The organism is Pseudomonas citronellolis (genome assembly GCF_900112375.1).
GTDB lineage: Bacteria > Pseudomonadota > Gammaproteobacteria > Pseudomonadales > Pseudomonadaceae > Pseudomonas > Pseudomonas citronellolis.
This window is the reverse complement of record NZ_FOLS01000022.1, coordinates 1-26,845: the sequence shown is the minus strand read 5'-3', so window position 1 is coordinate 26,845 and position 26,845 is coordinate 1. Positions and strand designations below refer to the sequence as shown.

Here is a 26,845-nt window from a genome sequence, read left to right as displayed (position 1 = left end):
GACGGGAGCGCGGCCGGGCATGCGCGCAGGGGCACGCACGCCGGGGGCGCGGGTTCGGGGTGTCGTGGAACGGGATCAGGCCAGGGGCGGGCCGCGCGGACGGACGTCCAGCAGGTGCAGGAAGGGCGGGAGGGGCAGCGCCGGCGGCGGCGCCTGGGCATTGACCGGCCCCAGCGCCGGGGCCATGGCGATGGCCCAGAGCAGCGCCGGGCTGTCGTGCAGCAGGGTGCAGTAGCCGCAAGCCGGATCGAGGCTGTTGTGGACCATGCCGCCATGGTCGCCGGCCGGGGCATGCTGCATGGCCCCGTGGTCCATGGGCATCTGCCCCATGTCATGGGCGGAACACCAGGCGCCCTGCGGCGGCGGGGAGTGCTCGACGGCTTCGAGGGTGCGCGAGAAAGTCGGGGCGAACAGCAACAGCCCGAGGGCCATGACGGCCAGCCAGGTGGCGAGGCGGTACTGTGCTGAGTGACGGCGCAAGTGTCGTCCCGATCGGTGGGGCCGGGGGTTGGGGGCGTTATGCTGCCATGCCGGGGGTTGCGGCTTCAATGTGGGCGGTGTCTGAGAGTGAGGGGGCTGTCCGCAGTGGCTGGACATTCTGCCGTTCGCGTGGGCTCCGGCTTCACGCTCACGAGGTATCCGGCTGACTGCGTGGCCGTTCGTTCTGCCCAACGGTCCCCTCTCCCGCTTGCGGGGGAGGGTTAGGGAGGGGGCGGAGTACAGGGTTGGCAGAGGTGTGTGAGCGGAGTTCGTTGCCCTCACCCCAGCCCTCTCCCGGAGGGAGAGGGGGCCGTTTGGAGTGGGTGGATAACGCAGTGTCAGCTGGCAGGTTCGTAGGGCGTATAACCGTTCGCGGTTATACGCCGTTGGCCGGTGCGCTGATGCTTTCATGGAACTGTAGGAGCGAGCTTGCTCGCGAACAGAGTTTCCCGACGGCGTAGGTGCTGGGTTCAAGAGCGCCCTCTCCCCAACCCTCTCCCTGAAGGGAGAGGGGGCTGTCCTGAGTGAAGGGAGAATCCTGAGTTTATCCTGATACTCCTCACTATCCTCGTCATTCCCGCGAACGCGGGAACCCAGTGACTGCGGGGTTCGCGAGCAAGCTCGCTCCTACGAAGAGCAAAAGCGCGTTTGGTCTTGGACTTCCAGAGAAACATCCGCGCGCACCGAAACGCCCCTTCAGAAGGCCGAGCGAAACCCGCGCTCAGGAGGTCATGCGACATGGATGTCGCGAGAGCCCCGCGGGCTACAGGGACGTACCCTCGGGGCGGGCCTCCGTGGCGGGGGAGTTCGTGAGGGTAGCCCGACTCTGTCGGGCCCGTATGCGGGGCAAGCCTTTTTGGTTCCTTTTTGCGGGGGTGGCCTTCCACCGTTTGACAAAAGGGACTCGCCCGAGGGGGCGAAACAAAAAACATCCGAGCACGCCAAAGCGGCGCAAACACACCCAAACAAGAAGTCTCTGGGTTCCCGCGTTCGCGGGAATGACGAGCTGGAGTGGAAACCAAGGTCCGAAAACGAAACCACACAACCCCTCAGGCCGACGAACAGCCAACCGAATCCACACCACCTCCCTTGCGCAGTCCAGCGATACTGTCATGCTGTCATCACCGGTTTCGGCGGCCCCGGCCGCCGGGCCTTTCGGGGAAGCGAACACAATGACGGCGCCACGCCCGCCTTGTCGCCGGGCGGGCAGCGGCGCCTACCAGGATGGGCTATGCGTGGCATCGGCAGTTGGCTGTTGGCGGTGATTCTGGCGGGGCTGACGGCCCAGGCCCCGGCTCAGGACGAGCGGACCCTGCACGTGCTCGCCTGGCCCGGCTATGCCGACGCCGACGTGGTGAAGGCCTTCGAGCAGCGCGAAGGGGCGCGGGTGACGGTGACCTTCGTGGACTCCGACGAGGCCCTGTGGGACCGCCTGCATGCCCAGGGCGGGCGGCTGTTCGACGTGGTCGCCGCCAATACCGCGGAAATCCAGCGCTACCAGCGCGCCGGGCTGCTGCAGCCGCTGGACCTGGCGGCCATTCCCAACACCCGCCGGCAGCAGCCGCGCTTCCGCGACCTGGCCGGCATCGGCGGGCTGGTCGCCGACGGCCAGGTCTATGCCATCCCCTATACCTATGCCGCCATCGGGCTGATCTACGACCGCCGCCAGGTGCCGCAGCCGCCGCGCAGCATGGCCGAGCTGTGGAACCCGCGCTACCAGGGCAAGGTGCTGGCCTTCAACAGCGCCCAGCACAACTTTTCGTTCACCGCGCTGAGCCTGGGCATGCCCGACCCCTTCCACCTCGACGCCCGGCAGACGCAGCGCGTGACCCAGCGCCTGGTGGCGCTGCGGCGCAACCTGCTGGCCTACTACAGCCTGCCCGAGGAGGCCACCGAGCTGTTCGTGCGCCACCGCGCGGCGCTGATGTTCGCCAACTACGGCGCCCAGCAGTTGACGCAGCTGCGCCAGGCTGGCGCCGACGTCGGCTACGCCATCCCCGAGGAGGGCGCGCTGGCCTGGCTGGATTGCTGGGCGGTGACCCGCGCCGCCGGCGACCGGGCCCTGGCCCAGGCCTGGATCGACTACATGCTGGAACCCTCGGTCAGCGACCTGCTGACCCGCCGCCAGGGCCTGGACAACACCCTGAACGCCTCAGCCGCGCCGGACACCGGGGCCCGCCTGTACTGGCTGCAGCCGGTGGAGGACGTGGGCCGCCGCGAGGCGCTGTGGAGCCGCATCGTCTCCGGCGACCGGGCGGAGCGCTTCTGATGCGCCTGGGAATCACCGCCAAGCTCAGCATCCTCCTGGCCTGCATCGGCATCCTGTCCTCCGGCGTCACCGGCTACTACGCCTACACCGCCAACCGCCAGTTGCTGGCCAACGAGGCCGAGCGCAACCTGCTGACCTCCACCCAGTTGCTGGCCCAGCGCTTCACCTCGCTGCTGGACGACATCGGCGCCGACGCCCTGACCCTGGCCAACATGCCCTCGGCGCCCAAGGTGCTCGCGCCGCCCGATGGCGTGCTGGACGCGGTGGCGCAGGAACGCCTGGCCGGCGTGTTCGCCACCTTCATGCGCCTGCACCCGCAGTATTCCCAGGTGCGCCTGATCGGCCGCCGCGAGTACGGCCTGGAAGTGCTGCGCTACGACCGCGACGGCCCACGGGTGCTGCGCGTGGACGGCGAGCAGTTGCAGGAAAAGGGGCACTTCCCCTACGTCTTCGAAAGCCTGGCGCTGGCGCCGGGGCAACTGTTCGTCTCGCCGATCACGGTCAACCACGAGCAGGGCGCCCATGCCGCCGACGGCGCGCCGACGTTGCGCGTGGCCACCCCGGTGCCCGGCGGCGGGGGCGCCAATGAAGGCGTGGTGGTGATCAACGTCGACCTGAAGAAATTCCTCGCCCAACTGGTGGCCGACCTGCCGCAGGGCCTGGAGCTGTACCTGACCAACGAGTGGGGCGACTTCCTGGTGCACCCGGATCCGGCCATGACCTTCGGCTTCGACAAGGGCCGGCGCATCCTGGTGCAGGACAGCTTCGCCGAGACCCGCGGGCTGTTCGAGGGCGCCGGCAACGTGCTGGTCAACGACCTGCAGGGCGCGCAGCGCGAGCAGGGGCGGATCATGGCCTTCGTGCGCAAGCCCTTCGGCCTGCCCGGCCAGGGGCATTTCGTGGTGCTCGGCCTGGCCCGGCCGCTGGACGAGGTGCTGGCCAGCGGCCGGCCGCTGGGCCTGAGCATCATCCAGATGGTGCTGGTGTTCAGCCTGCTGGCCATCGCCCTGGCGGTGCTCTTCGCCCGCGCGCTGACGCGCCCGCTGCAGATGCTGATCCACGCCGCGGTGCGCTTCCAGGCCGAGCACAGCCTGGCGGCCGAGCTGCCGTTGCAGCGCCAGGACGAGATCGGCCTGCTGGCGCGCGGCTTCGACCAGTTGCGCAAGGAACTCAAGGCGCGCATCGAGGCGATGAGCCGCAGCCAGCAGGAGCTGCAGCACCTGGCCAACCACGATTCGCTGACCGGCCTGCCCAACCGCATGCAGTTCTTCGGGCAGCTGGAGCAGGCCATCGCCCGGGTGGCCGCCAGCCACGAGCAACTGGCGCTGCTGTTCATCGACCTGGACCACTTCAAGCGCATCAACGACGAGATGGGCCACGCCGCCGGCGACGAGGTGCTGACCATCATCGCCCGCCGCCTGCGCCACGCGGTGCGCGACCAGGATCAGGTGGCGCGCCTGGGCGGCGACGAATTCGTGGTGCTGCTGCACGGGCCGGGCATCGCCGGTACCGCCTCGGCCGTGGCGCGCAAGATCCTCGCCGCCCTCGGCGAGAAGCTGCTGCTGCAGGGCGCGGTGGTGCAGGTGGGGGCGAGCATCGGCATCGCCCTGTATCCCGAGGATGGCAGCAGCGCCGAGGAACTGCTGCTGTGCGCCGACGACGCCATGTACCGGGCCAAGATCGAGGGCCGGCGCAGCTTCGCCTGCCAGCAGGGCGGCGGCCTGGAGATCGACCGGCGCCCGGAGGGCTAGCTAGGCGTCCGTGGGTTTCTGCTGGGCGTAGGCGCGGGCCTTTTCTTCCATCAGCCGCAGCACCCGGGTGGCGGTCTCGACGTCTTCCCGGGGGATGCTGCCGAGCACTTCGGCGCGCAAGGCGTTGAGGGCTTTCTCCAGGCGCTCGGCCAATTCCCGTCCCGCATCTTGCAAATGGATGGCGCGCAACCGCCGGTTGCCCGGCACCATGCGCCGTTCCAGCAGGCCGGCGGCTTCTGCCTGGTCGAGCGTGCGCACCAGCGCCGCCGGGTGCACGCCGATGCAGTCGGCCAGCACGTTCTGCAGCACCCCGTCGCCCATGCGCGAGACCAGCAGCACCGGCGTGGCCACCGCCAGCGACAGGCCGCTCTCGGCCAGCACCAGGCTGGCGGCCTGCTGCCAGGCGCGGCGCGCCGGTTGCAGCGAGCCGGTGAGGGCGAACAGGTGATCCTGGGGCGGGCTGGGCATGGCGCGGTCCGTTGCGGGTGGATTGGCGCCGATGATACGGGCACGGGCGGGGAGTACGAAACCCGCCGTGGCTTATCTGTGCAAAGTCAATAATTGCATTGACAGCAATTCGCCGCCGGTTCCAGAATTCGCCCAGGCCGGCGGCAGCACCGGCACCTCACGACCCACCCCAGGTTCGCCTTCCATGAGCACCGAATTCCGCCCGCCGAGTCTGGCCCTCACCACCCTCGGGCTGGCCCTGGCCATCTTCATGCAGGTGCTGGACACCACCATCGCCAACGTGGCGCTGCCGACCATCGCCGGCAACCTGGGGGTGAGCGCCAACCAGGGCACCTGGGTGATCACCTCGTTCGCTGTCAGCCAAGCCATCTCCCTGCCGCTGACCGGCTTCCTCTCCCGGCGCTTCGGCGAGGTGCCGCTGTTCATCGGCTGCTCGCTGCTGTTCGTGGTCGCTTCCTTCCTCTGCGGCGTATCCCAGGACATGGGCATGCTCATCCTGTTCCGCGCGCTGCAGGGCGCCGTGGCCGGGCCCATGTACCCGATCACCCAGAGCCTGATGATCAGCATCTACCCGCCGCACAAGCGCGGCACCGCCCTGGCGCTGCTGTCGATGGTGGCGGTGGTGGCGCCGATTACCGGGCCCATCCTCGGCGGCTGGATCACCGACAACTATTCCTGGCCGTGGATCTTCTTCATCAACCTGCCCATCGGCGCCTTCGCCGTGTTCGTGGTCAGCCGGCAGATGCGCGGCCGCCCGGAACGCCTGCAACGCACCCGCATCGACTACGTTGGCCTGGCGACCCTGGTGGTCGGCGTCGGCGCCCTGCAGGTCCTGCTGGACAAGGGCAACGACGAGGACTGGTTTTCCTCGCCCTTCATCATCGCCTGCGCGGTGGTGGCGGCCATCGCCCTGGCGGCCTTCCTCATCTGGGAACTGACCGAGGACGAGCCGGTGGTGGACCTGCGGCTGTTCCGCCACCACAACTTCCGCTACGGCACCCTGGCGCTGGTGCTGTCGTTCTCGGCCTACTTCGCCATCAACCTGCTGCTGCCCCAGTGGCTGCAGCGCAACCTCGGCTACACCGCCACCTGGGCGGGCCTGGCGGCGGCGCCGCTGGGCATCGCGCCCTTGCTGCTGAGCCTGCTGGTGGGGCGCTACGCGGCCAACTTCGACCTGCGCCTGGTGGCCTCGGTGGCCTTCGTCGCCATGGGCGCCACCTGTTTCATGCGCTCGGACTTCACCCTGGACATCGACTTCCGCCACGTCGCCCTGATGCAGGCGCTGATGGGCGTGGGCGTGGCACTGTTCTTCATGCCCACCACGGTGATTCTGCTGTCGGACCTGGAGGCCCACGAGATAGCCGCCGGCTCCGGGCTGTCGACCTTCCTGCGGACCCTCGCCGGCAGCTTCTCGGCCTCGCTCACCACCTTCCTCTGGGACCGCCGCGCGGTGTTGCACCACGCCCAGCTCAGCGAAAGCATAACGACCTTCGACAGCGGCACGCGCAACAGCCTGGAGCTGCTGGGCCAGGGCGACTCGCACCTGGGCGCCAGCCTGCTGAACCAGATGATCACCCAGCAGGCCTACCAGATCAGCTTCAACGAGCTGTTCCACGCCCTGGGCTGGATCTTCCTGATACTGATGAGCGTGATCTGGCTGACGCGCCCGCCGTTCAGCGGCAAGGCGCGGGTGGCGGTGGCGGACCACTAGGGCCGCCGTGCCCGCGCGGGGCACGGCGGGTCATTCAGTCTCCGGACTTGGGCGGCGTTCAACCGGTCGCCGTGGGCCTCCAGGGTGGCCTGCGCCGCTTCCAGGCGCGCCACCGGCCAGCCCAGCTCGCGGTCGGCGAAGGCGATTTCCGCCTCGGCCACCTGGCAGCGCGCGCGGGCCACGGCTCCCCGCGGGCCAGGGCGCGGGCGGCGGCGTTGATCAGGGCATCCATCGGTCGGCTCCCGGGGTTCCCGCCAGTCTAGCCAGCGCACCGCTTGTGGGCATTCACACTGCGGCCGGGGAGCGGCGGCTTGCCCGCGAGCGGTACACGACGAACGGCGCCAGCCCCGGCAGGCCGGGCATCGTGGCGGCGCGGGCGGCAGCCGGGCAGGGCGCCAAGGCATGGACCTTGCTGAACTTGCCGGGCCCCCGGAAGGTCCGTCCCAGGGTGGAAGATGCAGCCGGCGCGCTGGCCGCCCGGTGGATTTTCCCGTGTTAGTCTTTTGGATTCTCATTCGCTTCGTCGTCCGCAGCGGCTCTTCGCGGGCGGCCCGAAACGTGGAGATCGGCCCATGTCCCGCCCGATCGATTCAGGTCTGGCCGACGCGGCCATTGCTGCTTGCGGTGATGCCTCGGCCAGGGCCCTGCTCGATGACTGGTTGAGCGAGCGCGACGCACCCTGCGCGCTCTTTCTCGATGTCGACGGTACCCTCCTGGATATCGTCGAAACTCCCGACGCGGTGCGCGTCCCCGACGACCTGCGCGCCGCCCTGCAAAGCCTGCATCGCCAACTGGACGGCGCCCTGGCGCTGGTCAGCGGACGCCCGCTGGCGCAGCTTGATGACCTGTTCGCCCCCCTGAGCCTGCCGGCCAGCGGTGGCCACGGCGCGCAGTGGCGCCTGGCTGGCGGGCAGCCCATGCAACAGTTGCCGGCGGCCCATCTTGGCGCGCCGCAGCGCGAACAGCTGCTGGCCCTGGCCCGGCGCCACCCCGGCGTGCTGGCCGAGGACAAGGGCAGCAGCCTGGCCCTGCATTACCGCGCCGCGCCCGAGGCCGGCCTGGCCCTGGCGGCGGCTCTGGAGCGCCTGCTGCGCGGCCCCGAGGGCGCCGGGTTGCGGCTGCTGCCGGGGAAGATGGTGTTCGAGGTGCTGGCCCACACCAGCGACAAGGCCCAGGCCATCCGCCGCTTCCTCGGCGAGCCGCCCTTCGCCGGGCGCCGACCGCTGTTCATCGGCGACGACCATACCGACGAGCCGGCCCTGGCGCTGATGCCGCTTTTGCACGGCCTGGGCCTTTCGGTCGGGCGCATGGCGCCCGGCGCCCGGGCCGCCTTCGACCATCCGCGCGCGGTGCGCGAGACACTCATTCAGGCCACGAGGAGGACACAGGCATGAGCAAGCACAATGGCGCGCTGGACCTGGGGCTGATCGGCAACTGCCGCGTCGCCGCCCTGGTGAACCGGCAGGCGCGCCTGGTGTGGTGGTGCTACCCGAACTTCGACGGCGACCCGGCCTTCTCCCGGCTGCTGGCCGGCGACGAGGAAAAGGGCTTCTGCGACGTGCTGCTCGACGGCATGGTCAGCAGCCACTCGGAATACCAGCCCAATACCGCGATCATCCGCACCACCCTCACCGACGCCGCGGGCAACGCCGTGCGCATCACCGACTTCGCCCCGCGCTTCCTGCAGTACGGCCGCTACTTCCGCCCGGCGCAGCTGTGCCGGCTGGTGGAGCCGGTGCAGGGGCTGCCGCGGGTGACCCTGCGCATGCGCCCCACGCACCACTACGGCAAGCCGTGCGAGGCGGTGGCCGGCTCCAGCCACATCCGCTACCTGGGCGGCGACCAGGCGCTGCGCTTGACCACCGATGCGCCGCTGTCCTACGTCATGCAGGAAACGCCCTTCGCCCTCAAGCACCCGGTGAGCCTGGTGATGGGCGTCGACGAACCGCTGGACGAATCCCCCGAGCAGGTGGTGCGCAGCTTCCTCGAACGCACCCGCGCCGGCTGGTACGAGTGGGTGCGCTCGCTGGCCATCCCCTTCGAATGGCAGGACGTGGTGATCCGCGCGGCCATCACCCTGAAGCTGTGCAGCTTCGAGGAGACCGGGGCGATCATCGCCGCGGTGACCACCTCGGTGCCCGAGGCGCCGGGCACCCAGCGCAACTGGGACTACCGCTACTGCTGGCTGCGCGACGCCTACTTCGTGGTGCTGGCGCTGAACCGCCTGGGCGCCACCAAGACCATGGAACGCTACGTCGACTTCATCACCACGGTGGCGGTGGAGGGCGCCGAGCTGCGCCCGCTGTACGGCGTGGTCCCGGCCATGGACCTGAGCGAGCGCATCGAGCCGGACCTGGCCGGCTTCCTCGGCCACGCCCCGGTGCGCGTCGGCAACCAGGCGGTGGAGCAGGTGCAGCACGACGTGTTCGGCTCGGTGGTGCTGGCGGTGCTGCAGAGCTTCGTCGACCAGCGCCTGCCGCATCCCGGCGACGAAGGCATGCTGCGCCTGCTGGAAAGCCTGGCCGAGCGCGCCGCGCGCAACGCCTTCGTGCCCGACGCGGGCATCTGGGAATACCGCGGCCGGCAGCGCGTGCACACCCATTCGGCGATGCTCTGCTGGGCCGCCTGCGACCGCGTGGCGCGCATCGCCGCGCGCCTGGGCCACGGCGACTCGGCGGCGCGCTGGCGCAAGGAGGCCATGCGCATCCGCGAGGGCATCCTGCGCGAGGCCTGGAGCGAGCGGCGGCAGTCCTTCACCGGCAGCTTCGGCGTCGACGACCTCGACGCCAGCGTGCTGTTGATGCACGAGCTGGGGCTGATCGAGGCCGACGACCCGCGCTTCGTCGCCACCGTCGACTGCATCGGCCGCGAGCTGAACGTCAACGGCCACCTGCTGCGCTACGCCGCCGCCGACGACTTCGGGGTGCCGGAGACCGCCTTCCTGGTGGTCAAGTTCTGGTACCTGGACGCCCTGGCCGCCATCGGCCGCCGCGACCAGGCCCGCGAGCTGTACGCCGAGCTGCTGGCCGCGCGCAACAGCTTCGGCCTGCTGTCCGAGGACCTGCATCCGCACACCGGCGAGATGTGGGGCAACATTCCGCAGACCTACTCCATGGCCGGCTTGATCAACACCGCCATGCGTCTGTCCATGAGCTGGGAGGAGGGCCTATGTCGCGGCTTGTAGTGATTTCCAACCGGGTGGGCATGCCCGATGCCGAGGGCCGGCCCGCGCCGGGCGGCCTGGCCGTGGCGGTGGCGGCCACCCTGCGCGAGCGCGAGGGGCTGTGGTTCGGCTGGAGCGGCCAGGTGGCGGAGGTGCCGGCCGAGCCGACCACCCTGCAGAACGACAACATCACCTACATGGTCACCGACCTGCCGCCGCAGGACTTCCAGGAGTACTACAACGGCTTCGCCAACCGCGTCCTCTGGCCGATCCTGCACTACCGGGTGGACCTGGCCGAGTTCACCGAGGCCGACTTCGGCGGCTACCTGCGCGTCAACGAATTCTTCGCCGAGCGCCTGAGCCCGCTGCTGCAGCCGGACGACGTGCTGTGGGTCCACGACTATCACCTGATCCCCCTGGCCGTGGCGCTGCGCGAGCGCGGCCACCGCAACCGCATCGGCTTCTTCCTGCACATCCCCATGCCGCCGCCGGACCTGCTCACCGCGCTGCCGCACCACGAGGAACTGGTGCGCGCGCTCACCGAATACAACCTGATCGGCTTCCAGACCGAGAACGACGCCGACAACTTCGCCCGCTACCTGACCCGCGTGGTGGGCGCGGCCACCCCCGATTCGCGGCGTTTCAGCCTGGGCCACCAGCACTTCCGCGTCGGCGTGTTCCCGGTGGGGGTGGACGTCGAGGGCTTCCGCCATCTGGCCGAGGAGGCCGAACACGGCCCGCTGGCCGCCAAGCTGGAGGAGAGCCTGGTGGGCCGGGCGCTGATGGTCGGGGTGGACCGCCTGGACTACTCCAAGGGCATCACCAACCGCCTGGACGCCTACGAGCGCTTCCTGGAGAAATACCCCGAGCGGCAAGGCAAGGTGACCTGCCTGCAGATCGCCCCCGGCAGCCGCCAGGAGATTCCCGAGTACGCCGAGATCGACGCTGCGGTGAGCGCCCGCGTGGGGCACATCAACGGCCGTTTCGCCGCGGTCTCCTGGGTGCCGCTGCGCTTCGTCAGCCGCAACCTGGGCCGCGAGGACATCGCCCTGGTCATGCGCCGCGCGCGCATCGGCCTGGTCACGCCGCTGCGCGACGGCATGAACCTGGTGGCCAAGGAGTTCGTCGCAGCGCAGGACCCGGCCGACCCCGGCGTGCTGATCCTCTCGCAGTTCGCCGGCGCCGCCGCCGAGCTGGGCGCCGCGCTCATCGTCAACCCCCATGACCGCGACGCCCTGGCCGACACCATCGAGCGCGCCCTGGAGATGCCGCTGGAAGAACGCCAGGCGCGCCACCAGGAGATGTATTCGGTGCTGGAGGCCAACCACATCCGCTACTGGGGCCACGGCTTCATCGAGGCCCTGACGCGCCCTGGCGTGCCGCTGAACTGGCTGTCCAGCCGCGGGGCCAACCGCTGAGCCGGCCGGGCCCGCTCACCGCCCCCGCGGCAGGCGCAGGCACGCCCGCAGGCCGCCTTGCGCGCGGTTGGCCAGGCTCGCGCTGCCGCCCAGGCGCTGCATGATCATGGCGACGATGGACAACCCCAGCCCTGCGCCGCCTTCGTTGCCTTCGCTGTAGAAGCGCTGGAAGGCGCGCTCCAGGTGCGCTTCGGCGATGCCCGGGCCCTGGTCCTCGACGGCCAGCTCGAAATGCGCGCCATCGGTGCGCAGGCCGATGCGGACCAGCCCGCCGGGCGGGGAGAAGTTCACCGCGTTGGTCACCAGGTTCTGCAGGGCGATGCCGATGGCGCCGGCGTCGCTGTCCAGGCGGTAGTCGCCGGGTTCGATCTCCAGCACCGGCTCCAGGCCCTGGCGCAGTATCCAGGGGGTGAGTTCGGCGAGGGTGTCGGTGACCACCGCGGCCAGGTCCACCGGGGCGAACTGGCGCTGCGCCAGCTGCGGCTCGACGCGGGCCAGGGTGAGCAACTGGTTGACCACCCGGCTCAGGCGGTCGACGCCGCCGATGAGGAAGTCCAGGGCCTCGCGGCGTTCGGTCTCGTTGCGCGCCTGCAAGGCGTTTTGCGCGTGCAGGCGGAGCACCGCCAGGGGCGTGCGCATCTCGTGGGCGGCATCGGCGATGAAGCGGTGTTCGCGGCGCAGCAGCGCCTCTAACTGGCCGAGCAGGCGGTTGAGCGCGGCCTGCATGGGTTCCAGTTCCCTGGGCAGCGGCACCAGCTGCAGCGGCTCCAGGGAGTCGGCGTGGCGGGCGCGGATCACCTTCGCCATGTTCTGCAGCGGCTGCAGGCCCCAGCCGATGGCCAGCCACACCAGCAGCACCAGGGCCAGGCTGCCGAGCATGAAGGGCAGCAGGGTGTGGCGGACGATGCGCCCCACCAGGTCCTCGCGCACGTCGTCGCGCTCGCCCACCCAGATCAGCAGCTTCTGCGCCGGCACCGGCAGCAGGAAGCCGCGCCAGTGCCGGCCCTCCACCTCGTAGTTGGCGAACCCCGGCGTGCGCAGCGGCGCGCTGAAGGTGGGCGCGCTGGGCGTGTGCACCAGGATCTGGCCATCCTCGCGCCACACCTGGAAGGCCAGCTTGTTCTCGTAGGGATGGCCGACGCGGTGCCGGCCGACCTGGCTCAGCGCCTCGTCGAAGGCGGCGTAGAGGTTGCGCCGCCCGGCCTCGTCCAGCGGCATGCTCATCACCCCCTGCAGCAGGCGGGCGTTCTGCGCCAGGTGGGCGTCGTAGACCTCGGCGATCTCGTGGCTGCTGTCGTGGTAGTTGTACAGCGCCAGCAGCCCGGTGCCGAGCAGCAGCAGGGCCGTCACCCGCAGCAGGGTGCGCCGACGCAGCGAACTCATGCCTGGCCTTCCACCAGGTAGCCGATGCCGCGCACGGTGCGGATGAGGTCGCCGGAGAGCTTCTTGCGCAGGTGGTAGATGTGCACCTCCAGGGTGTTGCTCTCGGCTTCCTCGTCCCAGCCGTAGAGCAGCTGCGTCAGGCGCTCGCGGGTGAAGACCTTGCCCGGCTGCGCCAGCAGCTCGTGCAGCAGCAGGTATTCCTTGGGCGTCAGCAGCACCGGCTGGCCCTGGTAGCTGACCTGCTGGGTGGCCGGGTCGAGGCTCACCCCGGCATGTTCGATCAGCACCCGGGCGCGCCCGGCGCTGCGCCGCAGCAGGGCGCGCAGGCGGGCCTTGAGCTCGTCCAGGTCGAAGGGCTTGACCAGGTAGTCGTCGGCGCCGGCGTCCAGCCCGGCGATGCGGTCCTCGGTGGCGTCGCGCGCGGTGAGGATCAGCACCGGCAGGTTGGCGCCGCCGGCGCGCAGGCGCTTGAGCACTTCCACGCCATCCATGCGCGGCAGGCCGAGGTCGAGCACCGCCAGGTCGAATGCCTCGTGCTGCAAGGCGTGCAGCGCGCTGGCGCCGTCCTTGAGCCAATCGATGGTGTAGCCCTCCTGGCGCAACCCCGTGCGCACGCCTTCGCCCAGGGCGCTGTCGTCCTCTACCAGCAATAGCCGCATGCTCAGTCCTGCTTGTCCTTGATCGCCTTGAGTAAAGCATCGATTTCGCCGCGGCGGCCCTGGTCGGCCAGCTCGCGCCCCGGCCGCAGCGGGGCCTGCAGGGCCTTCTGCAGGGCGCTGCGGGCCTCTTCGTAGCGGCCCTCGCGGTACAGATGGTCGCCCCAGAAGTACAGGCTGTCGATGCCCGTGGGGTTGATCTGCAGCGCCTTGCGCAGCATGGCCTCGGCCTTGTCGGCGTCGCCGAAGCCGATCGGCCAGCCCGGCACTCGGTCGTAGAGGGCGCCCAGGCTGGTATAGGCCGAGCCTTGCAGCGCGCCGGGGTCGAGCTGCAGGGCCTTCTCCAGGCTGGCGCGGGCGCTCTTCACCTTGCCCAGGGCGCCGAGGCCGCCGACCGCGCCGGCCCAGCTGCTGGTGATGATGCCGTTCCAGATCCAGGCTTCGGCGGCGCCGGGTTGCTCGCGGGTGAAGGCTTCGCTGTCGCCGGCGAGCTTCTCGAAGGCCGCGGCGCGCTGGGCCTCCGGCAACTGGTACTGGATCTGCGCCCAGCGTTGCTGGAGGGCGGCCAGGCGCTGCGTGCCGGCGGGGTCGAGGGCCCAGGCGAAGGGAGCGATGGCCAGCAGGAAGATGAGGATCAGGCGCTTCATTCCAGGGGCTCCCGGGTGTTGGCGTCGCTGTAGCGACGGATCAGTGGCAGTTGCTTGCGCAGGGCGCGGTCGACCAGGCCGGGGAGCATGCCGTTGAGGCGCACGAAAAGCTTCTCCGGCCAGCCCAGGTACAGCTCGCTGCGGTTCTTCTGCACGGCGTCGAGCACCGCCCGGGCGACGTCGCGCGGGTCGTCCATGCCCACCTTCAGGGCCAGGTTCAGCGCCGTGGCGGCGGCCGAGTTCATGCTGGTGCGGGTTGCCCGCGGGGCGGCGTAGAGCACGTCCACCGGGGTGTCGGCCAGCTCCCGGCGCAGGGCCTCGGAGAAGCCGCGCAGGGCGAACTTGCTGGCGCAGTAGGCGGCATAGCCGGGGTAGCCGATGGAGCCGTAGGTGGAGCCGACGTTCAGCACCAGGGCGTGGGGCTGCTCGCGCAGCAGCGGCAGCATCACCCGCGTCAGCTGCAGGGTGGCGGTGATGTTCAACGCCAGCAGGTCGTCCAGGGCCTGTTCGTCCAACTGGTCGAGCAGGGCGAAGCGATTCATCCCGGCGGCGTTGATCAGCAGGTTGGCGCCGCCCATCTGCCACGCCGCCTCGACCACCGCCTGGCGGCCTCCGGCCGTGCGCAGGTCGGCGCACGCCCAGAGCAGCTGCTGCGGGTAGCGCCGCCGCAGCTCGGCCAACGGGCCCGCATGACGGCTGACCGCCAGCACCCGGGCCCCGGCGGCGCACAGCTGTTCGGCCAGTTGCAGGCCGATGCCGCCGCTGGCGCCGGTGAGCACCGCGCGGCAGTCAGGCAGGCGCATGCTGCACCTCACCCAGGCCGGCCCGGGCCCGCGGCAGGCCGCGGAACATGTCGGCGTACAGCTGGTACACCACCCTGGCGGCGTGGACCACCGCCTGCTGGTCGGCGGCATCGTCCAGGCGGTTCATCAGCGTGCGGTAGGTGGCCATGTGGTCCTGGTCCAGGGCGCCGTGGGAGCTCAGGTAGCCGAAGGCGCCCGGCGGCAGGCCGAGGCCCTGCTGGATGTTGCCGGCGGCCTGGGTGGCCAGGGCGATGCTGGTGCCCTCCAGCACGTTGACCATGCCGAACAGGCCCACCGGGTTGTCGCGGGCGATCAGGTCGTAGAGGAAGGCCACCATCAGCTCGATGGGCAGCGCCGGGCGGCTGTTGCGCACCTGCTCGGGGTCGCCGCCGCAGGCGGCGATGTCGTCGAGGATCCACTGCTCGTGGCCGTACTCTTCCTCGATGTAGTCGCATACCGCCTTGCGCAGCCACTCCAGGCGCGGGGGCAGGCGGGCGCCGCAGGCCATCATCAGCGGCACGGTATGGCGCACGTGGTGGTAGGCCTGGGTGAGGAAGGCGACGTAGCCCTCCAGGCTGACGACGCCGTCCAGGGCGTCGCGGATCACCGGTACGCCGAACAGCGCCTGGCGCTCCTGGGCGGTGGCCGATTGCAGGGTGTCGAAGAATGCCATGGTGTTGAACCTCATTCGGTCACGAGGGAAAAGAGTTCGTTGCGGTAGCGTTCGAGGATGGCCGCGCGACGTGGCCGGCCGTTGGCGGTGAGGGTGCCCTCGGCGGCGCTGAAGGGCCGCGGCAGGCGGCGCCAGGCGTGCACCCGGGCGTAGTCGGGGAGGGCGGCGTTGCAGCGCTGCACCGCCTGCTCCAGGTCGCCGTCGCTGGCCTGCGGGTCCAGCGGCCAGAGCAGCGCCAGGTTCTGGTGCAGGCCCTCGCCATGGACGAAGGCCTGGAGGATGGCGCCGCCCTGGCTCAGCTCGGCCTCGATCCATTCCGGGTTGACGTTGCGCCCGAAGCTGGTGATGAACTGGTTCTTCTTGCGCCCGGCCAGGTACAGGTAGCCCTCGGCGTCGAAACGGCCGAGATCGCCGGTGGGCCACCACTGCCCGGTGCAGGGCGGCTCGCCCAGGTAGCCGAGCAGGGTGGCGCCGCGCACCAGCACCTCGCCGTCCTCGGCCAGGCGTATCTCGGCGTGCGGCAGCGGCCGGCCGACGCTGCCCGGGCGCTGCTCGCCGGGGCGGTTGAGGCAGACCACCGAGGCGCATTCGGACAGCCCATAGCCCTCGTACACCGGCAGGCCGACGGCGGCGGCGCGCTGCAGCAGGCTGGCCGATACCGGCGCGCCGCCCACCGCGACGAAGCGCAGCGGGCCGACGCGCATCAGCCCGCGCTCGATGGCGCTGACCAGGCCGAGCAGCAGTTGCGGCACCAGGATCAGGCTCTGCGCGCCGCTGAGCGCCACGCAGCCGAGCAGGCGCTGCCAGTCGACCCCGCTGGCGCCGCTGATGCCCAACTGCGCCTGCGGCAGCAGGGTGATGCTGGCGCCGGCCAGCAGCGCGGCGTACAGGCCGAGGTTCTCCAGCAACACTGCCAGCGGCAGCACCGCCAGGTAGCTGGCGGGCTCGGCCGGGCGGCTGGCCCGCTCCAGCTCGTTGGCCACCTGCAGCAGCGCCGCGGCGGACAGGCACACACCCTTGGGCGCGCCGGTGCTGCCGGAGGTATAGGTGAGCTTGGCGGTACCCGGCGGCATGCCGGCATCCATCACCGATGGGCGCCACCAGAACGGCTCGCCGGGGCTGAAGCCCAGTTCGCGCAATTCGTCGTGCAGCTCGGCCGGGGCCAGCACCAGCGTGGCCTGGCTCTGCATCAGGCAATGGGCGCGCTGGGCCGGGCTGAAGAACGGCGGCAGGAGCACGCAGGGGCGCTCGCCGAACAGCGCCGCCAGGTCCCAGAACAGCGCTTCGGGGCCGTTGTCCAGGGCGAAGGCGACGACGCCCGGCGGCTGTTGGCGCAGCAGTTCCTCGCGGGCCTGCACCTGCTCCAGCAGTTGGGCATGGCTATAGCGTTCGTTGGCGCCGCGCAGGGCGATGGGCTCGCCCGGAAGCCGCGCGTGTTCCTCCAGGCGCTGGCGGAAGGCTTGCAGTTCAGGCTGCATGGCCGGCCTCCGTCAGCAGCAGGGGAAAGCCCAGGCGCTCGAACACCCGGTTGCGCTCCAGCTGCGCATGGCCGTAGCGGATGTCGCCGGCGAACACCTGCGGATGCTGCTCGTAGTAGCTGCCCCAACTGGCGCCTTCGCCGTTCAGCCGGGCGGGGTCGGCGTGGCCCAGCACGCTCGGTTCCAGCCCCAGGCGATGGAAGCTGTTGACCAGGCTGGCGGCGCCGGTGAAGGCCACCCAGTTCAGCTCGCGGGCGGCCAGCAGCCAGGTCACCGCCACGATGATCAGCCGCGCGCTGCCGGCGCTGAGCGCGGACAGGTTGCCCACCTCCACCAGCTCGTCGCGCCCGACGATGCGCCCGGCCAGGCGTGACACCGGCGCTTCCAGCGGTTCGTCCAGGTAGCCTTCGAGAAACAGCGGCCCGCCGGCCGCCAGGCGGATGCCCACCGCGGCGCTGAGCCGGCCCTGGCTGTCGTACAGGCCGAGCAGGTCGGGCAGGAAGTGCTGCACGTCGGCATGGTGCATGCGCTCGAAGCGCTCGTGGATGAACGCCTCCAGCGCCTCGCGGCCGGGTTCGCCCGCGCGGCGCAGGACCAGGCTGGCCATGCGCTCGGCATGGGTGCCGAAGCGCAATGGAAAAAGGGCGTTCCATTGTGTCTGTGTCATGTCGTTCCCCCCAAGCGGGACTGGCGGCTGGAGGGGAGTATCGGCAGCGAATCTGAATGCAGTCTGAAGCGGGGGCGGGGGTGTTCAGGCGTGGAGCGGGTTCTGGAGGGGGACTTGCCGTGGTAGGTGCAACGGTCCTGCCGGCTGCGTCGAGGGGCTTTTCGTAGGATGGGTTGAGTTTGCGAAACCCGTGCGGCCTTGGCGATGGGTATCGCTTCGCTCAACCCATCCTACGTCGGCTTTGCTGTTGTAGGAGCGAGCTTGCTCGCGAACGGGTGTTTACCGGAGGCTTTGGTGTGTTGGGTGGATGCCGTTCCCTCTCCCCAGCCCTCTCCCTGAAGGGAGAGGGGGCTTGTTCGTGCCGAGAAAAGGTAGGTTTCAAATGGAAACCTTCGGCGCTGCCGGCTGACTTCAGAACATCCAAGTACACCGAACGGTCCCCTCTCCCTTCAGGGAGAGGGTTAGGGAGAGGGGACGAAGCCGAGTCCAGCACCATTACCTCCCATCTGGCCCCCAAAAAACTCACTCCCCCTCAAACGTCCCCCACAGACAAGCCCTGCCACCAAGCACCACCTGCCGCCCCCGCGCAAAGGCCTGCACCAACTCCAACCGCTCATCCAGCAACAGAACGTCCGCCTCCAACCCCACAGCCAGGCGCCCCTTGCGCCCCTGGAGGCGCAGCAGGTCGGCCACGTTGCTGGTGAACGGCCGCAGCGCCTGCTCCAGCGGTAGTCGCTCGCGCAGGACCAGATCACGCAGCTCATTCATCAGGCTCTTGCACCCCGCCAGGGCCAGCCCCGTCAGCCGGCCGTCGCTATCGAACACCGGCTGGCTGCCGTTGGCGTCCGAGCTGATGGTCAGCCGCTGCAGCGCGACGCCCGCGCTCAGCGCCTGGATCACCGCGCGGCTGGACTTCAGCGCCTGCTTGGCGCCCAGTTCGGGGTTGATGCCGCTGGTGAGGTCGATGTTGCCGCCGTCCAGGGCGAAGCGGATCGCCGCCTCGTAGAGCGCGGCCGTGCGGTTGACGTGGGTCGGCAGCAGTTGGCCGATGGGGATGTCGCTGTGTTCGAGGATGCCGTACAGCGGCTCCAGCGCCCGGCGCCCGTTGCCCAGGTGGAACACGCTGATGCCCGCCTTGCCGCCCAGCAGGCCGCCGAGCCGGGCTTCGGCGGCGATGCGCGACAGTTCGCCGATGCCCGGCGCGGACGAGCGATGGTCGGAGATGGCCGTCTTCACCCCGATGATGGGGTCGATGAAGGCGATGTCGCGCTGGATGCTGCCGGTGATGGTGGGCGTCGGGACGCCGTAGGCGCCCGTCAGCATGAAGGCTGTGATGCCCTCGGTGTTCAGGGCGCGGGCCTTGGCCAGCAGCGATTCGGGGTGGCGGGTGATGGCGTCGGTGCCGAGCAGGCCGACCACGGTGGTGATGCCGCCTTCCAGCAGGCTGGACAGGCGCACCTCCGGCGTGCGGCTGTGGGGCCCGGCTTCGCCGCCGCCGCCGATCAGGTGCAGGTGCTGGTCGATGAGGCCGGGGCAGAGCGTCAGGCCCCGCGCATCGATTTCCTGGCAACCCGGCAGGTTGGGCGCCTGCAGATGCTCGGCGATCGCCAGGATGCGTTCGCCGCCGATCAGTACGTCGCGTTGGCCGAGCTTCTCGGGGGCGTAGAGTTCGCCGCCGCGCAGCAACAGGAACGCCGGCGGCGCGGGAGCCGCGTTGGTCATCGTCATTCGGCCCAGCCGCCTTGCAGTTGTTCGCGGGTTTCCTCGACGCCGACCTGCCACAGCTCCTGCATCAGCGCGTCGTCCTTGTGGTAGGCGCCGCCGTAGTTGCCGTCGCCGATGTAGGCGCGCACGGCCTGGGCGCCCAGTTGGCGCAGGCGGGACAGGTCGACCATGGGCTTGCGTTCCTCGGGCGGGGTCTGGCCGGGGATGCGCGTCCAGGGAAAGTTCTCCATCCACGAGGCATGGGAGGCCAGCGCGTCGATCTCGCGGACCTTCGCCAGGGTGCGCGGCGTGCTCCACCAGTTGTGCAGCTTGACCCGCGCCTGCGGGTGCCGGCACAGCCACTGCTGGATTTCCGCCTGCACCGGGCAGTTGCCGCCATGGCCGTTGACCAGCAGGATGCGGCGGAAACCCTGCTGGTGCAGGCTGTCCAGCACGTCGACCAGCAGCGCGAAGTAGGTTGCCGGGCGCAGCGAGACGGTGCCGGGGAAGTCGCCGAAGTAGGGCGTCATGCCGTAGGGCAGGGCCGGGAACACCGGCAGCCCCAGGGGCTCGGCGGCCTCGATGGCCACCCGCTGGGCGAGGATCACGTCGGTCATCAGGCTGAGGTAGGCGTGCTGCTCGGTGCTGCCCAGGGGCAGCAGGACGCGGTCGTCCAACTGCACCTGGCGCTCCACCTGCATCCAGTTCATGTCGCCGATGAACATGGCTTGCTCCTGTCATTGCGGGCGGTTGTGAAGTGCCGTTCCAGCACCTCGCGTTCGACGGCCGGGGTGGCCAGGCTGACGACCACGGCGACGGCCATGCCGAGCAGCCAGGCCGGCAGCAGCGGGTCGGTCCGCAAGGTCAGCCAGCCGTCCAGCCAGCCGGCCTTCAGCACGACGAAGCACAGCTCGCCAAGCAGTACGCCGGCCAGCGCGCCAGCGGCGGTGGCGCGCTTCCAGTACATGCCGAGGATCACGGCGATGACCCAGATGCCCAGGCCGCCGAAGGCGAAGCGCACGATCTCGAAGATGCTGGCGGGCTTGAGCACGCCGATGGCGATGCCGGCCAGGCCGATCAGCAGGGTGACCCAGTGCGACAGCCGGAGCACCCTGGCGTCGCTGGCCGCGGGGTTGATCAGCTTCTGGTAGAGGTCGCGGCTGATGCCGCCGGTGGCCACCACCATCAGCGCCGACACCGTCGACATGCCCGCCGAGACGATGCCGGCGATCATGACCGAGGCCAGGATCGGGTCCAGCGAGCGCTGCAGCAGCATCGGCACCACGAAGTCGGCGTCGCGGCCGACGAGGCCCGGCAGCGAGATGAAGGCGTTGACCCCGGCCCACTCGATCAGGGTGGCCGAGACCAGCATGCCCAGGGTGCCCAGCAGCACGCTCTTGAACAGCACGGCGTGGCTCTTCATGGCGTAGAACTTGGTGAACAGCGTCGGCTGGCCGATGGTGAAGAAGCTCCACATCAGGATCATGGTGACGTAGACGCTCCAGCCGTATTCGCCCTTGCTGCCGGGGTGGGCGAGGTGGCCGGGGCTGTCCGTCGCCAGCTGCGCGGTGATGGCTTCCAGGCCGCCGCCGGCGCGGACGGAGATGACGAAGGTGACCACCGCGGTGAGCACCATCAGGCTGCCCTGCAGCACGTCGGTTAGCATGGCGCCGCGCATGCCGCCGTACATGCAGTAGAGGATCACGATGCCACCGGTCACCACCACGCCGACCCACTCCGGGTAGCCGGTGAAGGTCTTGACGATGATGCCGGCGCCCACCAGTTGCGCGCCGGTCATGGCGACCAGGAACACCACCATGGCGATGGCGTGGATGGCGCGCATCGGCGAGGACTGGTAGCGGTCGGCCAGGTAGTCGCTCATGGTCAGGTAGTGGTTGCGCCGGCCCAGTTCCATCAGCCGGCGGCCGACCAGCAGCGCGGGAATCAGCATGGAGAAGGCCACCCCGGGGATGGTGATGCTCATCCCGGCGAAGCCGTTGCCGTAGGCGATGGCCGGCACGCCCATGAAGGTGCTCATGCTGTACTGGGTGGCGAAATAGGCGATGCCCGAGACGATGGCGCCGGCCTTGCCGCCCATCACCAGGAACTCCTTCATGTCGCGCGTCTGGCGCGCGGCGACGTAGCCGATGGCGGCGATGACCAGGAAGTAGACGCCCATGGTCAGCAGGAAGGGGCCGGGCGTGGGCGTCAGCAGATGATCGATGTCAGACATGCGTGTCGGCTCCTTCCGGTTCCGCCTGGAAGCCGCGGTATTCCGGGCGCTTCAGGCATTGCACGGCGAACAGCGCGGTGAGTGCGATGACCACGCCGCCGTGGACGATCCAGCCGAAGAGAAACAGCGGCACGCCCCAGGGGCCGGCCACGTAGGTTTCGCTGTAGTACCAGGGCAGCGGCAGCATGATCAGCCCGTACATGAACATGAAGACGAGGAACCAGCCCCGCTCGAATCGGTTTTCCCAGACGCCCATCGTTACTGCTCCTGAATGCGAAGTGTGGTGAGGGGCCCCGGCGAACGCGGGGCCCGCATGTGCGTGTTAGGGCGGGCTACGGAGGCTCGTCCAGGTAGAGGTAGGGCAGCAGCCGTTCGGTCTGGGCGCTGATGGCTTCGAGCGAATCGCCGGTGTGCTGGGCCAGCGCCGCGCCCAGGGCCTCGATGAGCGCGACCATGCCGGCGTTGGAGGCGTACAGCAGCGGGTGCTCCGCAACCGCGTAGAGCGCGGTGTCGGCCAGCGTGGCGATGGGCGAGGCCGGGCCGTCGGTGAGGGCCAGCACCTTGCAGCCGCGCTGGCGGGCCAGGCCGAGCAGCTCGACGATGCCGCGCGAATAGCGGGGCAGGGCGATGCCGATCACCAGGTCGCCTGCGCGCAGCACGTTGATCCGCCGCAGGGCCGACTCGACGCCGCCCATGGCGGCGAGGTCCTTGACCCCGGCGCGGAACGGCTCCAGGCAGTTGGCGGCGAAGGCCGCGTGGATGGCGCTGACGCCGAGGCCGGCGACGTACACCTGGCTGGCGTTGGCGAGCAGCTCGACGGCGCGGCGCACCTGCTCGTCCTGCAGCAGCTCGTGGCTGCGGCGGATGTTGCCGGCGGCGCTATCGAGGGATTCGCGCACGACGCCGGCGGCGCCGATGTCCCGCGCAAGGCCCAGGCGCAGCTTCTCCACCGGGGCGTAGGCGCTTTCGTAGAGCTTGCGCAGCGTGGCGCGGAAGGGCGGGTAGCCGTCGCAGCCGCAACGGTGGGCGAAGCGGTTGATGGTGGCGACCGAGACGCCGGCGGCCCTGGCCAGCTCGTCGATGTTCATGGTGGAGACCGCCAGCGCGTTGTTCAGCACGAAGTCGGCCAGCTTGCGGAAGGCCGGGGAATAACCCGGGCGGGCGCGGGCGATGGCGCCGAGCAGCAAATGGGAAGGTTCATCGGACATGGCGGCGGGCCCCGCTGCGCTTGTGCCTGGAAAGCGCTGCTGTCTGGAAATCGATTTTTACTTTTCGTGTTGCCTGAAAATTAATTTACAGGCAGGCACTTATCGGCCTCGCTGAATAGTTGGGAGGGAATATTCCGAAGAACTTGTGCGACTGGATCAGGCCCGCGCCCGGAGCCTGATCGCGGCGGTCATTCGATCTCGAACAGGCCGTTGCGGATCGGCCCCACGCTCAGGCGCTCGCGCACGTCGTCGTCGATGCGCGGGTCGTCCGGGCGGTACAGCTTCACCTGGCGGTAGGCGTTGATCCGGTTGATCTCCGCGCCCAGGTATTCCCAGACCACCCGGGTGCACGCCGGGGTGCGCCGGTCGCCGCTGGAGACGCCGGTCTTCAGGCCGTTGAGGCGGGTGATGCGGCTCTTGAAGCTGGGGATGAGGATGGTCTGGCTCATCTCGTTGACGGTGAGCGACTCGTAGTCGATCAGGAACAGCCGGTCCTGCAGCTGGAAGGCCGCGCCCAGGTAGCGACAGCGCACCCAGTCCTCGGCCTGCACGTCGGTGCTGCTGGAGCGTTCCTGGCGCTCCTGGCGCTCGAACAGGAAGTTGCCGTCCTCCTCCCACAGGTGCACCAGCGACAGCAGGATGCTGCCGGGCACCGACATGCAGTTGGAGTATTCGAAATAGTAGCCGCAGTAGCGCGACAGGTTGCCGCCCTGCTCGCGCAGTGGTTCCAGCAGGCGCAGCAGCGGGTCGTTCGCCTGCACGCCGGCCTGGCTTGCGCGGGCGCCGATCAGGCGGGCGAACTGTTCCGGCGGCAGGCCCAGCTCGTAGTCCTCGACGCCGAAGAAGTCGCCGATGCGCTTGAGGTTGAACGGGGTGGGGCGGCTCTGCCCGCTGAGGTACTTGTTGAACTGCGCGCGGTTGATCTGCAATTGGCGGCAGACCTCGGAGATAGAGCGGTAGTGGCTGCAGGCGAGCTTGAGGTTTTCGCCCAGGTGATCGGACATCGACGGTATTCCGGTGTGATGCGAGTGACGCAAGCCTAGCATCAACTCGCGCCAGAACGTAACAAGATGCGAAATTGTCACGTCCCCTCGTCTTGGCCAACCTTGCCCGCCAGCGCCAGGCCCAACCCGCGCGCCTGGCGCCTCTCTTCCAACCGAAGAACAAGAATCGAGGTCACACCCCATGCTCGAAGCGCTCAACGACTTCCTTTCCGGGAAGGTTCTCATCGTGCTCATCGTCGGACTCGGCAGCTACTTCACCCTGCGCTCCCGGTTCGTCCAGTTCCGCCATTTCGGCCACATGTTCGGCGTGTTCAAGGAATCCATCCGCGGCCAGGCCGGCCAGCTGAGCTCGTTCCAGGCGCTGATGCTGAGCCTCGCCGGGCGCGTGGGCGCGGGCAACATCGCCGGCGTCGGCATCGCCGTGACCCTCGGCGGCCCGGGCGCGGTGTTCTGGATGTGGGTGACCGCGCTGGTGGGCATGTCCAGCAGCTTCTTCGAGTGCACCCTGGCCCAGGTCTACAAGCGCGCCGACGGCGACGGCCTGTACCGCGGCGGCCCGGCGTACTACATCCAGCACGGCCTGAAGCTCAAGGGCATGGCCGTGGTGTTCTCGGTGCTGCTGCTGGTGACCTACGGCTTCGCCTTCAACGGCCTGCAGTCCTACACCGTGACCCATTCGCTGCAGAACGCCTTCGGCTTCGCCCCGCAGCACACCGGCATCGCCCTGGCCGTGCTGCTGGCCATCGTCTTCATCGGCGGCATCAAGCGCATCGCCGCGGTCTCCGACCTGCTGGTGCCGGTCAAGACCCTGGCCTACATCGGCGTCACCCTGTACGTGATCGGCAGCCAGATCGAGCACGTCCCGGCCATGCTGGAAACCATCTTCAAGAGCGCCTTCGGCCTCGATCCCGCGTTCGGCGGCCTGCTCGGCAGCGCCATCGTCATGGGCGTGAAGCGTGGCGTGTTCGCCAACGAAGCGGGCCTGGGCAGCGCGCCCAACGTCGCCGCCGTGGCCGCCGTGCGCCACCCGGCCGCGCAGGGCGTGGTACAGGCCTTCAGCGTGTTCCTCGACACCTTCGTCATCTGCACCTGCACCGCGCTGCTGATCCTGCTCTCGGGCTTCTACACCCCGGGCTTCGAAGGCGACGGCATCGTCCTCACGCAGAACTCCCTGGCCGCGGTGGTCGGTGACTGGGGCCGGCTGTTCGTCAGCGTCGCGCTGTCGCTGTTCGTCTTCACCTGCATCCTCTACAACTACTACCTGGGCGAGAACAGCCTGCAGTTCCTCAGCCGCAACCGCCTGGTGCTGATCGGCTACCGCGCCCTGGTGCTGGCGCTGATCGTCTGGGGCTCGGTGCAGAACCTGTCCACTGTGTTCGCCTTCGCCGACATCACCATGACCTGCCTGGCCTTCGTCAACCTGCTGGCCCTGGCCCTGCTGTTCAAGGTTGGCCTGCGGGTGATGGGCGATTACGATGCACAGCGTCGCGCCGGCGTTCAGCAGCCGGTGTTCGACTCCGCCCAGTTCGCCGACCTCGACCTGGACCGCGAAGCCTGGCCGGCCAGCCAGCGCGCCGAGGCCGCCCGCGAAATCCCCGCCGGCCTGCCGCAGGCGCAGGGCTGACGGCCGCGCGGGTCGTCCCGGCGGTCGGCCCGCGCCACTACAAGAACGCAGGATCAGCCCATGCGCGCAGTCAAGAACCTCTTCGTCCTCTACACCGGCGGCACCATCGGCATGCTGCAGACCCCCGAGGGCCTGGCCCCGGCCAGCGGCTTCGAGGCGCGCATGCGCGAGTGGCTGGCCGGCAGTGGCCGGCAGCCGACCTTCGCCTGGGCCTTCCGGGAAATGCAGCCGCTGCTGGACAGCGCCAACATGCAGCAGGCGAACTGGCTGGCCATGCGCGACGCCATAGTCGACGCGGTGGAGCAGGGCGGCCATGACGGCGTGCTGGTGCTGCATGGCACTGACACGCTGGCCTACACCGCGGCGGCGCTGTCGTTTGTGCTGCTGGGGCTGGATGTGCCGGTGTTGCTGACCGGCTCCATGTTGCCCGCCGGTGCGCCCGGCAGTGATGCCTGGGCCAACCTTGGCGGCGCCCTGGACGTGCTGGAAGGTGGCCAGGCCAGTGATGTGCAGCTCTACTTCGGCGGCGCGCTGCTGCACGGCGCGCGTGCCACCAAGCTGCATAGCGAAGCCTTCGACGCCTTTACCACGCTGCCGCGTCATCGCGATGGCCAGCGTGCAGGGCAGGTGCCGTCTGCCCTGGATTACCGCCAGACGCGCCAGACGGTGAAGCTGGCTGTGCAGCCGTTGTTCCCCGGGCTGCAGGCCGAACAGTTGGAGGCTGTGCTGAATAGCGGCGTGCAGGGGCTGCTGCTGGAGTGCTATGGCAGTGGTACCGGTCCTTCCGACAATGAAGCCTTGCTTGCTGCGCTGGGCGCGGCCCGTAAGCGTGGGGTGCTGCTGGCTGCTATCAGTCAGTGTCCGGCGGGTAGTGTGGTGTTCGATACCTACGCCGCAGGTAGTCGTCTGCGCGACACTGGACTGGTGTCTGGTGGTGGTATGACCCGTGAGGCGGCTTTGGGTAAGTTGTTCGCCCTGTTGGGTGCGGGGCTGGGCGTGGAAGAGGCTGAGCGTTGGTTTGGCCTGGATCTGTGTGGGGAGCTGGCCGAATAGGTGCTTCCTGGGCCTGATGCCGTTTCTCTCCATGGGAGGAACGGCATTTTTCATATGGGGTGAGACTATGGTTTCGCTTGCGGCTCTTGGCCCCGTGCTCCGATCTCTAACCCGTCATTCCCGCGAACGCGCACTGCTGTCCGGCACGCCTCATGCTATTAACAGTTGCCCCTGACGCAGGTTGATCTCGCGTATTCGCTCTTGCCGTCGTCGGTAACGTTCAGCCTCCAGGCCAGGACGCTGAAACAGCGTCGCCTGTACCTCCACCATCAGCATCCACAGGCTCTGCCGCGTTCCCGTCCTGCGTTGGTAAAGGTTCAGCAGCAAGTAGCTGATCAGCGCACAGAGAATCTGGAGGCGCACGGCATTCTCGCTACGGCCCAGGAAACGCCTGACCTTCAGGTGTTGCTTGATCCATTTGAAAAACAGCTCGATCCGCCAGCGATCCCGGT

General features: G+C 69.3%; 24 protein-coding genes and 1 pseudogene. 8 read left to right on the top strand and 17 right to left on the bottom strand.

What is annotated here, in order from left to right:
* Window positions 1-75 precede the first annotated feature (75 nt).
* Window positions 76-480: a DUF2946 domain-containing protein gene (locus tag BM060_RS33010; RefSeq protein WP_009620314.1), complete on the bottom strand. Its 405-nt coding sequence runs from the start codon at window positions 478-480 to the stop codon at window positions 76-78.
* 1,231 nt (window positions 481-1,711) lie between these two features.
* Between BM060_RS33010 and BM060_RS20280 the strand changes: the two genes are divergently transcribed.
* Window positions 1,712-2,749, top strand: a complete 1,038-nt coding sequence (locus tag BM060_RS20280; RefSeq protein WP_074982381.1) for an extracellular solute-binding protein — start codon at window positions 1,712-1,714, stop codon at window positions 2,747-2,749.
* Window positions 2,749-4,500: a GGDEF domain-containing protein gene (locus BM060_RS20275; RefSeq protein WP_074982379.1), complete on the top strand. Its 1,752-nt coding sequence runs from the start codon at window positions 2,749-2,751 to the stop codon at window positions 4,498-4,500. Before BM060_RS20280 ends, BM060_RS20275 begins: the two co-directional genes overlap by 1 nt.
* Here the strand turns inward: BM060_RS20275 and BM060_RS20270 are convergent, their stop codons facing one another.
* Window positions 4,501-4,968: a MarR family winged helix-turn-helix transcriptional regulator gene (locus BM060_RS20270; protein WP_074982377.1), complete on the bottom strand. Its 468-nt coding sequence runs from the start codon at window positions 4,966-4,968 to the stop codon at window positions 4,501-4,503.
* Between the two features lie 184 nt (window positions 4,969-5,152).
* Between BM060_RS20270 and BM060_RS20265 the strand changes: the two genes are divergently transcribed.
* A complete protein-coding gene (locus BM060_RS20265; RefSeq protein WP_074982375.1) occupies window positions 5,153-6,679 on the top strand; it encodes a DHA2 family efflux MFS transporter permease subunit in 1,527 nt (508 codons plus the stop codon).
* A 35-nt stretch (window positions 6,680-6,714) separates the two neighbouring features.
* Here the strand turns inward: BM060_RS20265 and BM060_RS33385 are convergent.
* Window positions 6,715-6,905: pseudogene (locus BM060_RS33385) on the bottom strand (helix-turn-helix domain-containing protein); the annotation flags it as partial.
* 346 nt (window positions 6,906-7,251) lie between these two features.
* Here BM060_RS33385 and otsB point away from each other — a divergent pair.
* The 3 genes from otsB to BM060_RS20245 are packed head-to-tail and all read left to right on the top strand — an operon-like array spanning window position 7,252 to window position 11,260.
* A complete protein-coding gene (gene otsB / locus BM060_RS20255; protein ID WP_074982373.1) occupies window positions 7,252-8,073 on the top strand; it encodes a trehalose-phosphatase in 822 nt (273 codons plus the stop codon).
* Window positions 8,070-9,863, top strand: a complete 1,794-nt coding sequence (locus BM060_RS20250) for a glycoside hydrolase family 15 protein (RefSeq protein WP_074982371.1) — start codon at window positions 8,070-8,072, stop codon at window positions 9,861-9,863. Before otsB ends, BM060_RS20250 begins: the two co-directional genes overlap by 4 nt.
* Window positions 9,848-11,260 (top strand): alpha,alpha-trehalose-phosphate synthase (UDP-forming), encoded by a 1,413-nt coding sequence (locus tag BM060_RS20245; protein ID WP_074982369.1) that lies wholly within the window; start codon window positions 9,848-9,850, stop codon window positions 11,258-11,260. Before BM060_RS20250 ends, BM060_RS20245 begins: the two co-directional genes overlap by 16 nt.
* Window positions 11,261-11,275: 15 nt before the next feature.
* Here BM060_RS20245 and BM060_RS20240 read toward each other — a convergent pair whose 3' ends face one another.
* The 13 genes from BM060_RS20240 to BM060_RS20180 all read right to left on the bottom strand — a co-directional run bounded on the left by BM060_RS20240 (window position 11,276) and on the right by BM060_RS20180 (window position 23,716).
* Complete coding sequence (locus BM060_RS20240) at window positions 11,276-12,643, bottom strand: sensor histidine kinase (RefSeq protein WP_074982367.1); 1,368 nt, start codon at window positions 12,641-12,643, stop codon at window positions 11,276-11,278.
* On the bottom strand, window positions 12,640-13,302 hold the full coding sequence (locus BM060_RS20235) for a response regulator (protein WP_074982365.1): 663 nt from the start codon (window positions 13,300-13,302) through the stop codon (window positions 12,640-12,642). The genes BM060_RS20240 and BM060_RS20235 overlap by 4 nt, the downstream gene beginning before the upstream one ends.
* A gap of 2 nt (window positions 13,303-13,304) precedes the next feature.
* Window positions 13,305-13,946 carry a tetratricopeptide repeat protein gene (locus BM060_RS20230; RefSeq protein ID WP_074982362.1) on the bottom strand — a complete coding sequence of 214 codons (642 nt, stop codon included), beginning with the start codon at window positions 13,944-13,946 and terminating at the stop codon, window positions 13,305-13,307.
* Window positions 13,943-14,749, bottom strand: a complete 807-nt coding sequence (locus BM060_RS20225; protein WP_074982359.1) for an SDR family oxidoreductase — start codon at window positions 14,747-14,749, stop codon at window positions 13,943-13,945. Before BM060_RS20225 ends, BM060_RS20230 begins: the two co-directional genes overlap by 4 nt.
* A complete protein-coding gene (locus BM060_RS20220; RefSeq protein ID WP_074982559.1) occupies window positions 14,736-15,422 on the bottom strand; it encodes an iron-containing redox enzyme family protein in 687 nt (228 codons plus the stop codon). The genes BM060_RS20225 and BM060_RS20220 overlap by 14 nt, the downstream gene beginning before the upstream one ends.
* Window positions 15,423-15,433: 11 nt before the next feature.
* Complete coding sequence (locus tag BM060_RS20215; protein ID WP_074982358.1) at window positions 15,434-16,900, bottom strand: AMP-binding protein; 1,467 nt, start codon at window positions 16,898-16,900, stop codon at window positions 15,434-15,436.
* Complete coding sequence (locus tag BM060_RS20210; RefSeq protein WP_074982355.1) at window positions 16,890-17,567, bottom strand: thermostable hemolysin; 678 nt, start codon at window positions 17,565-17,567, stop codon at window positions 16,890-16,892. The genes BM060_RS20215 and BM060_RS20210 overlap by 11 nt, the downstream gene beginning before the upstream one ends.
* 522 nt (window positions 17,568-18,089) lie before the next feature.
* The gene (gene iadA / locus BM060_RS20205; RefSeq protein WP_074982352.1) at window positions 18,090-19,295 is read right to left on the bottom strand and encodes a beta-aspartyl-peptidase; all 1,206 of its coding nucleotides are present in this window, start codon (window positions 19,293-19,295) and stop codon (window positions 18,090-18,092) included.
* Window positions 19,292-19,996 (bottom strand): creatininase family protein, encoded by a 705-nt coding sequence (locus BM060_RS20200; RefSeq protein ID WP_074982350.1) that lies wholly within the window; start codon window positions 19,994-19,996, stop codon window positions 19,292-19,294. The genes iadA and BM060_RS20200 overlap by 4 nt, the downstream gene beginning before the upstream one ends.
* Window positions 19,978-21,504: a sodium:solute symporter family protein gene (locus BM060_RS20195; RefSeq protein WP_074982348.1), complete on the bottom strand. Its 1,527-nt coding sequence runs from the start codon at window positions 21,502-21,504 to the stop codon at window positions 19,978-19,980. The genes BM060_RS20200 and BM060_RS20195 overlap by 19 nt, the downstream gene beginning before the upstream one ends.
* Window positions 21,497-21,760 carry a hypothetical protein gene (locus BM060_RS20190; protein WP_074982346.1) on the bottom strand — a complete coding sequence of 88 codons (264 nt, stop codon included), beginning with the start codon at window positions 21,758-21,760 and terminating at the stop codon, window positions 21,497-21,499. The genes BM060_RS20195 and BM060_RS20190 overlap by 8 nt, the downstream gene beginning before the upstream one ends.
* A 76-nt stretch (window positions 21,761-21,836) precedes the next feature.
* Entirely contained in the window at window positions 21,837-22,712 is an 876-nt protein-coding gene (locus tag BM060_RS20185) for a MurR/RpiR family transcriptional regulator (RefSeq protein ID WP_074982344.1), read from the bottom strand.
* Window positions 22,713-22,900: 188 nt separating this feature from the next.
* On the bottom strand, window positions 22,901-23,716 hold the full coding sequence (locus BM060_RS20180; protein WP_069865235.1) for a helix-turn-helix domain-containing protein: 816 nt from the start codon (window positions 23,714-23,716) through the stop codon (window positions 22,901-22,903).
* Window positions 23,717-23,897: 181 nt separating this feature from the next.
* On the opposite strand from BM060_RS20180, the gene BM060_RS20175 reads away from it, so the two are divergent.
* Together BM060_RS20175 and BM060_RS20170 are read left to right on the top strand one after the other, a co-directional pair.
* Window positions 23,898-25,340 carry an alanine/glycine:cation symporter family protein gene (locus BM060_RS20175; RefSeq protein WP_074982341.1) on the top strand — a complete coding sequence of 481 codons (1,443 nt, stop codon included), beginning with the start codon at window positions 23,898-23,900 and terminating at the stop codon, window positions 25,338-25,340.
* Window positions 25,341-25,400: 60 nt separating this feature from the next.
* The gene (locus BM060_RS20170; protein ID WP_074982339.1) at window positions 25,401-26,393 is read left to right on the top strand and encodes an asparaginase; all 993 of its coding nucleotides are present in this window, start codon (window positions 25,401-25,403) and stop codon (window positions 26,391-26,393) included.
* Window positions 26,394-26,543: 150 nt separating this feature from the next.
* Here BM060_RS20170 and BM060_RS20165 read toward each other — a convergent pair.
* On the bottom strand, window positions 26,544-26,845 hold a 302-nt coding region (locus BM060_RS20165; RefSeq protein ID WP_143096598.1), incomplete at its 5' end, for a transposase.

Bases quoted from the DNA above. Each gene is read 5' to 3' on its own strand.
- BM060_RS20235 (WP_074982365.1), bottom strand. From the start codon at position 13,302: ATGCGGCTATTGCTGGTAGAGGACGACAGCGCCCTGGGCGAAGGCGTG.
- BM060_RS20220 (WP_074982559.1), bottom strand. From the start codon at position 15,422: ATGGCATTCTTCGACACCCTGCAATCGGCCACCGCCCAGGAGCGCCAG.
- BM060_RS20190 (WP_074982346.1), bottom strand. From the start codon at position 21,760: ATGGGCGTCTGGGAAAACCGATTCGAGCGGGGCTGGTTCCTCGTCTTC.
- BM060_RS20265 (WP_074982375.1), top strand. From the start codon at position 5,153: ATGAGCACCGAATTCCGCCCGCCGAGTCTGGCCCTCACCACCCTCGGG.
- BM060_RS20280 (WP_074982381.1), top strand. From the start codon at position 1,712: ATGCGTGGCATCGGCAGTTGGCTGTTGGCGGTGATTCTGGCGGGGCTG.
- BM060_RS20195 (WP_074982348.1), bottom strand. From the start codon at position 21,504: ATGTCTGACATCGATCATCTGCTGACGCCCACGCCCGGCCCCTTCCTG.
- BM060_RS20270 (WP_074982377.1), bottom strand. From the start codon at position 4,968: ATGCCCAGCCCGCCCCAGGATCACCTGTTCGCCCTCACCGGCTCGCTG.
- BM060_RS20250 (WP_074982371.1), top strand. From the start codon at position 8,070: ATGAGCAAGCACAATGGCGCGCTGGACCTGGGGCTGATCGGCAACTGC.
- BM060_RS20200 (WP_074982350.1), bottom strand. From the start codon at position 19,996: ATGTTCATCGGCGACATGAACTGGATGCAGGTGGAGCGCCAGGTGCAG.
- BM060_RS20180 (WP_069865235.1), bottom strand. From the start codon at position 23,716: ATGTCCGATCACCTGGGCGAAAACCTCAAGCTCGCCTGCAGCCACTAC.
- BM060_RS20210 (WP_074982355.1), bottom strand. From the start codon at position 17,567: ATGACACAGACACAATGGAACGCCCTTTTTCCATTGCGCTTCGGCACC.
- BM060_RS20275 (WP_074982379.1), top strand. From the start codon at position 2,749: ATGCGCCTGGGAATCACCGCCAAGCTCAGCATCCTCCTGGCCTGCATC.
- BM060_RS20245 (WP_074982369.1), top strand. From the start codon at position 9,848: ATGTCGCGGCTTGTAGTGATTTCCAACCGGGTGGGCATGCCCGATGCC.
- iadA (WP_074982352.1), bottom strand. From the start codon at position 19,295: ATGACGATGACCAACGCGGCTCCCGCGCCGCCGGCGTTCCTGTTGCTG.
- BM060_RS20240 (WP_074982367.1), bottom strand. From the start codon at position 12,643: ATGAGTTCGCTGCGTCGGCGCACCCTGCTGCGGGTGACGGCCCTGCTG.
- BM060_RS20185 (WP_074982344.1), bottom strand. From the start codon at position 22,712: ATGTCCGATGAACCTTCCCATTTGCTGCTCGGCGCCATCGCCCGCGCC.
- BM060_RS20215 (WP_074982358.1), bottom strand. From the start codon at position 16,900: ATGCAGCCTGAACTGCAAGCCTTCCGCCAGCGCCTGGAGGAACACGCG.
- otsB (WP_074982373.1), top strand. From the start codon at position 7,252: ATGTCCCGCCCGATCGATTCAGGTCTGGCCGACGCGGCCATTGCTGCT.
- BM060_RS20175 (WP_074982341.1), top strand. From the start codon at position 23,898: ATGCTCGAAGCGCTCAACGACTTCCTTTCCGGGAAGGTTCTCATCGTG.
- BM060_RS20230 (WP_074982362.1), bottom strand. From the start codon at position 13,946: ATGAAGCGCCTGATCCTCATCTTCCTGCTGGCCATCGCTCCCTTCGCC.
- BM060_RS20225 (WP_074982359.1), bottom strand. From the start codon at position 14,749: ATGCGCCTGCCTGACTGCCGCGCGGTGCTCACCGGCGCCAGCGGCGGC.
- BM060_RS20170 (WP_074982339.1), top strand. From the start codon at position 25,401: ATGCGCGCAGTCAAGAACCTCTTCGTCCTCTACACCGGCGGCACCATC.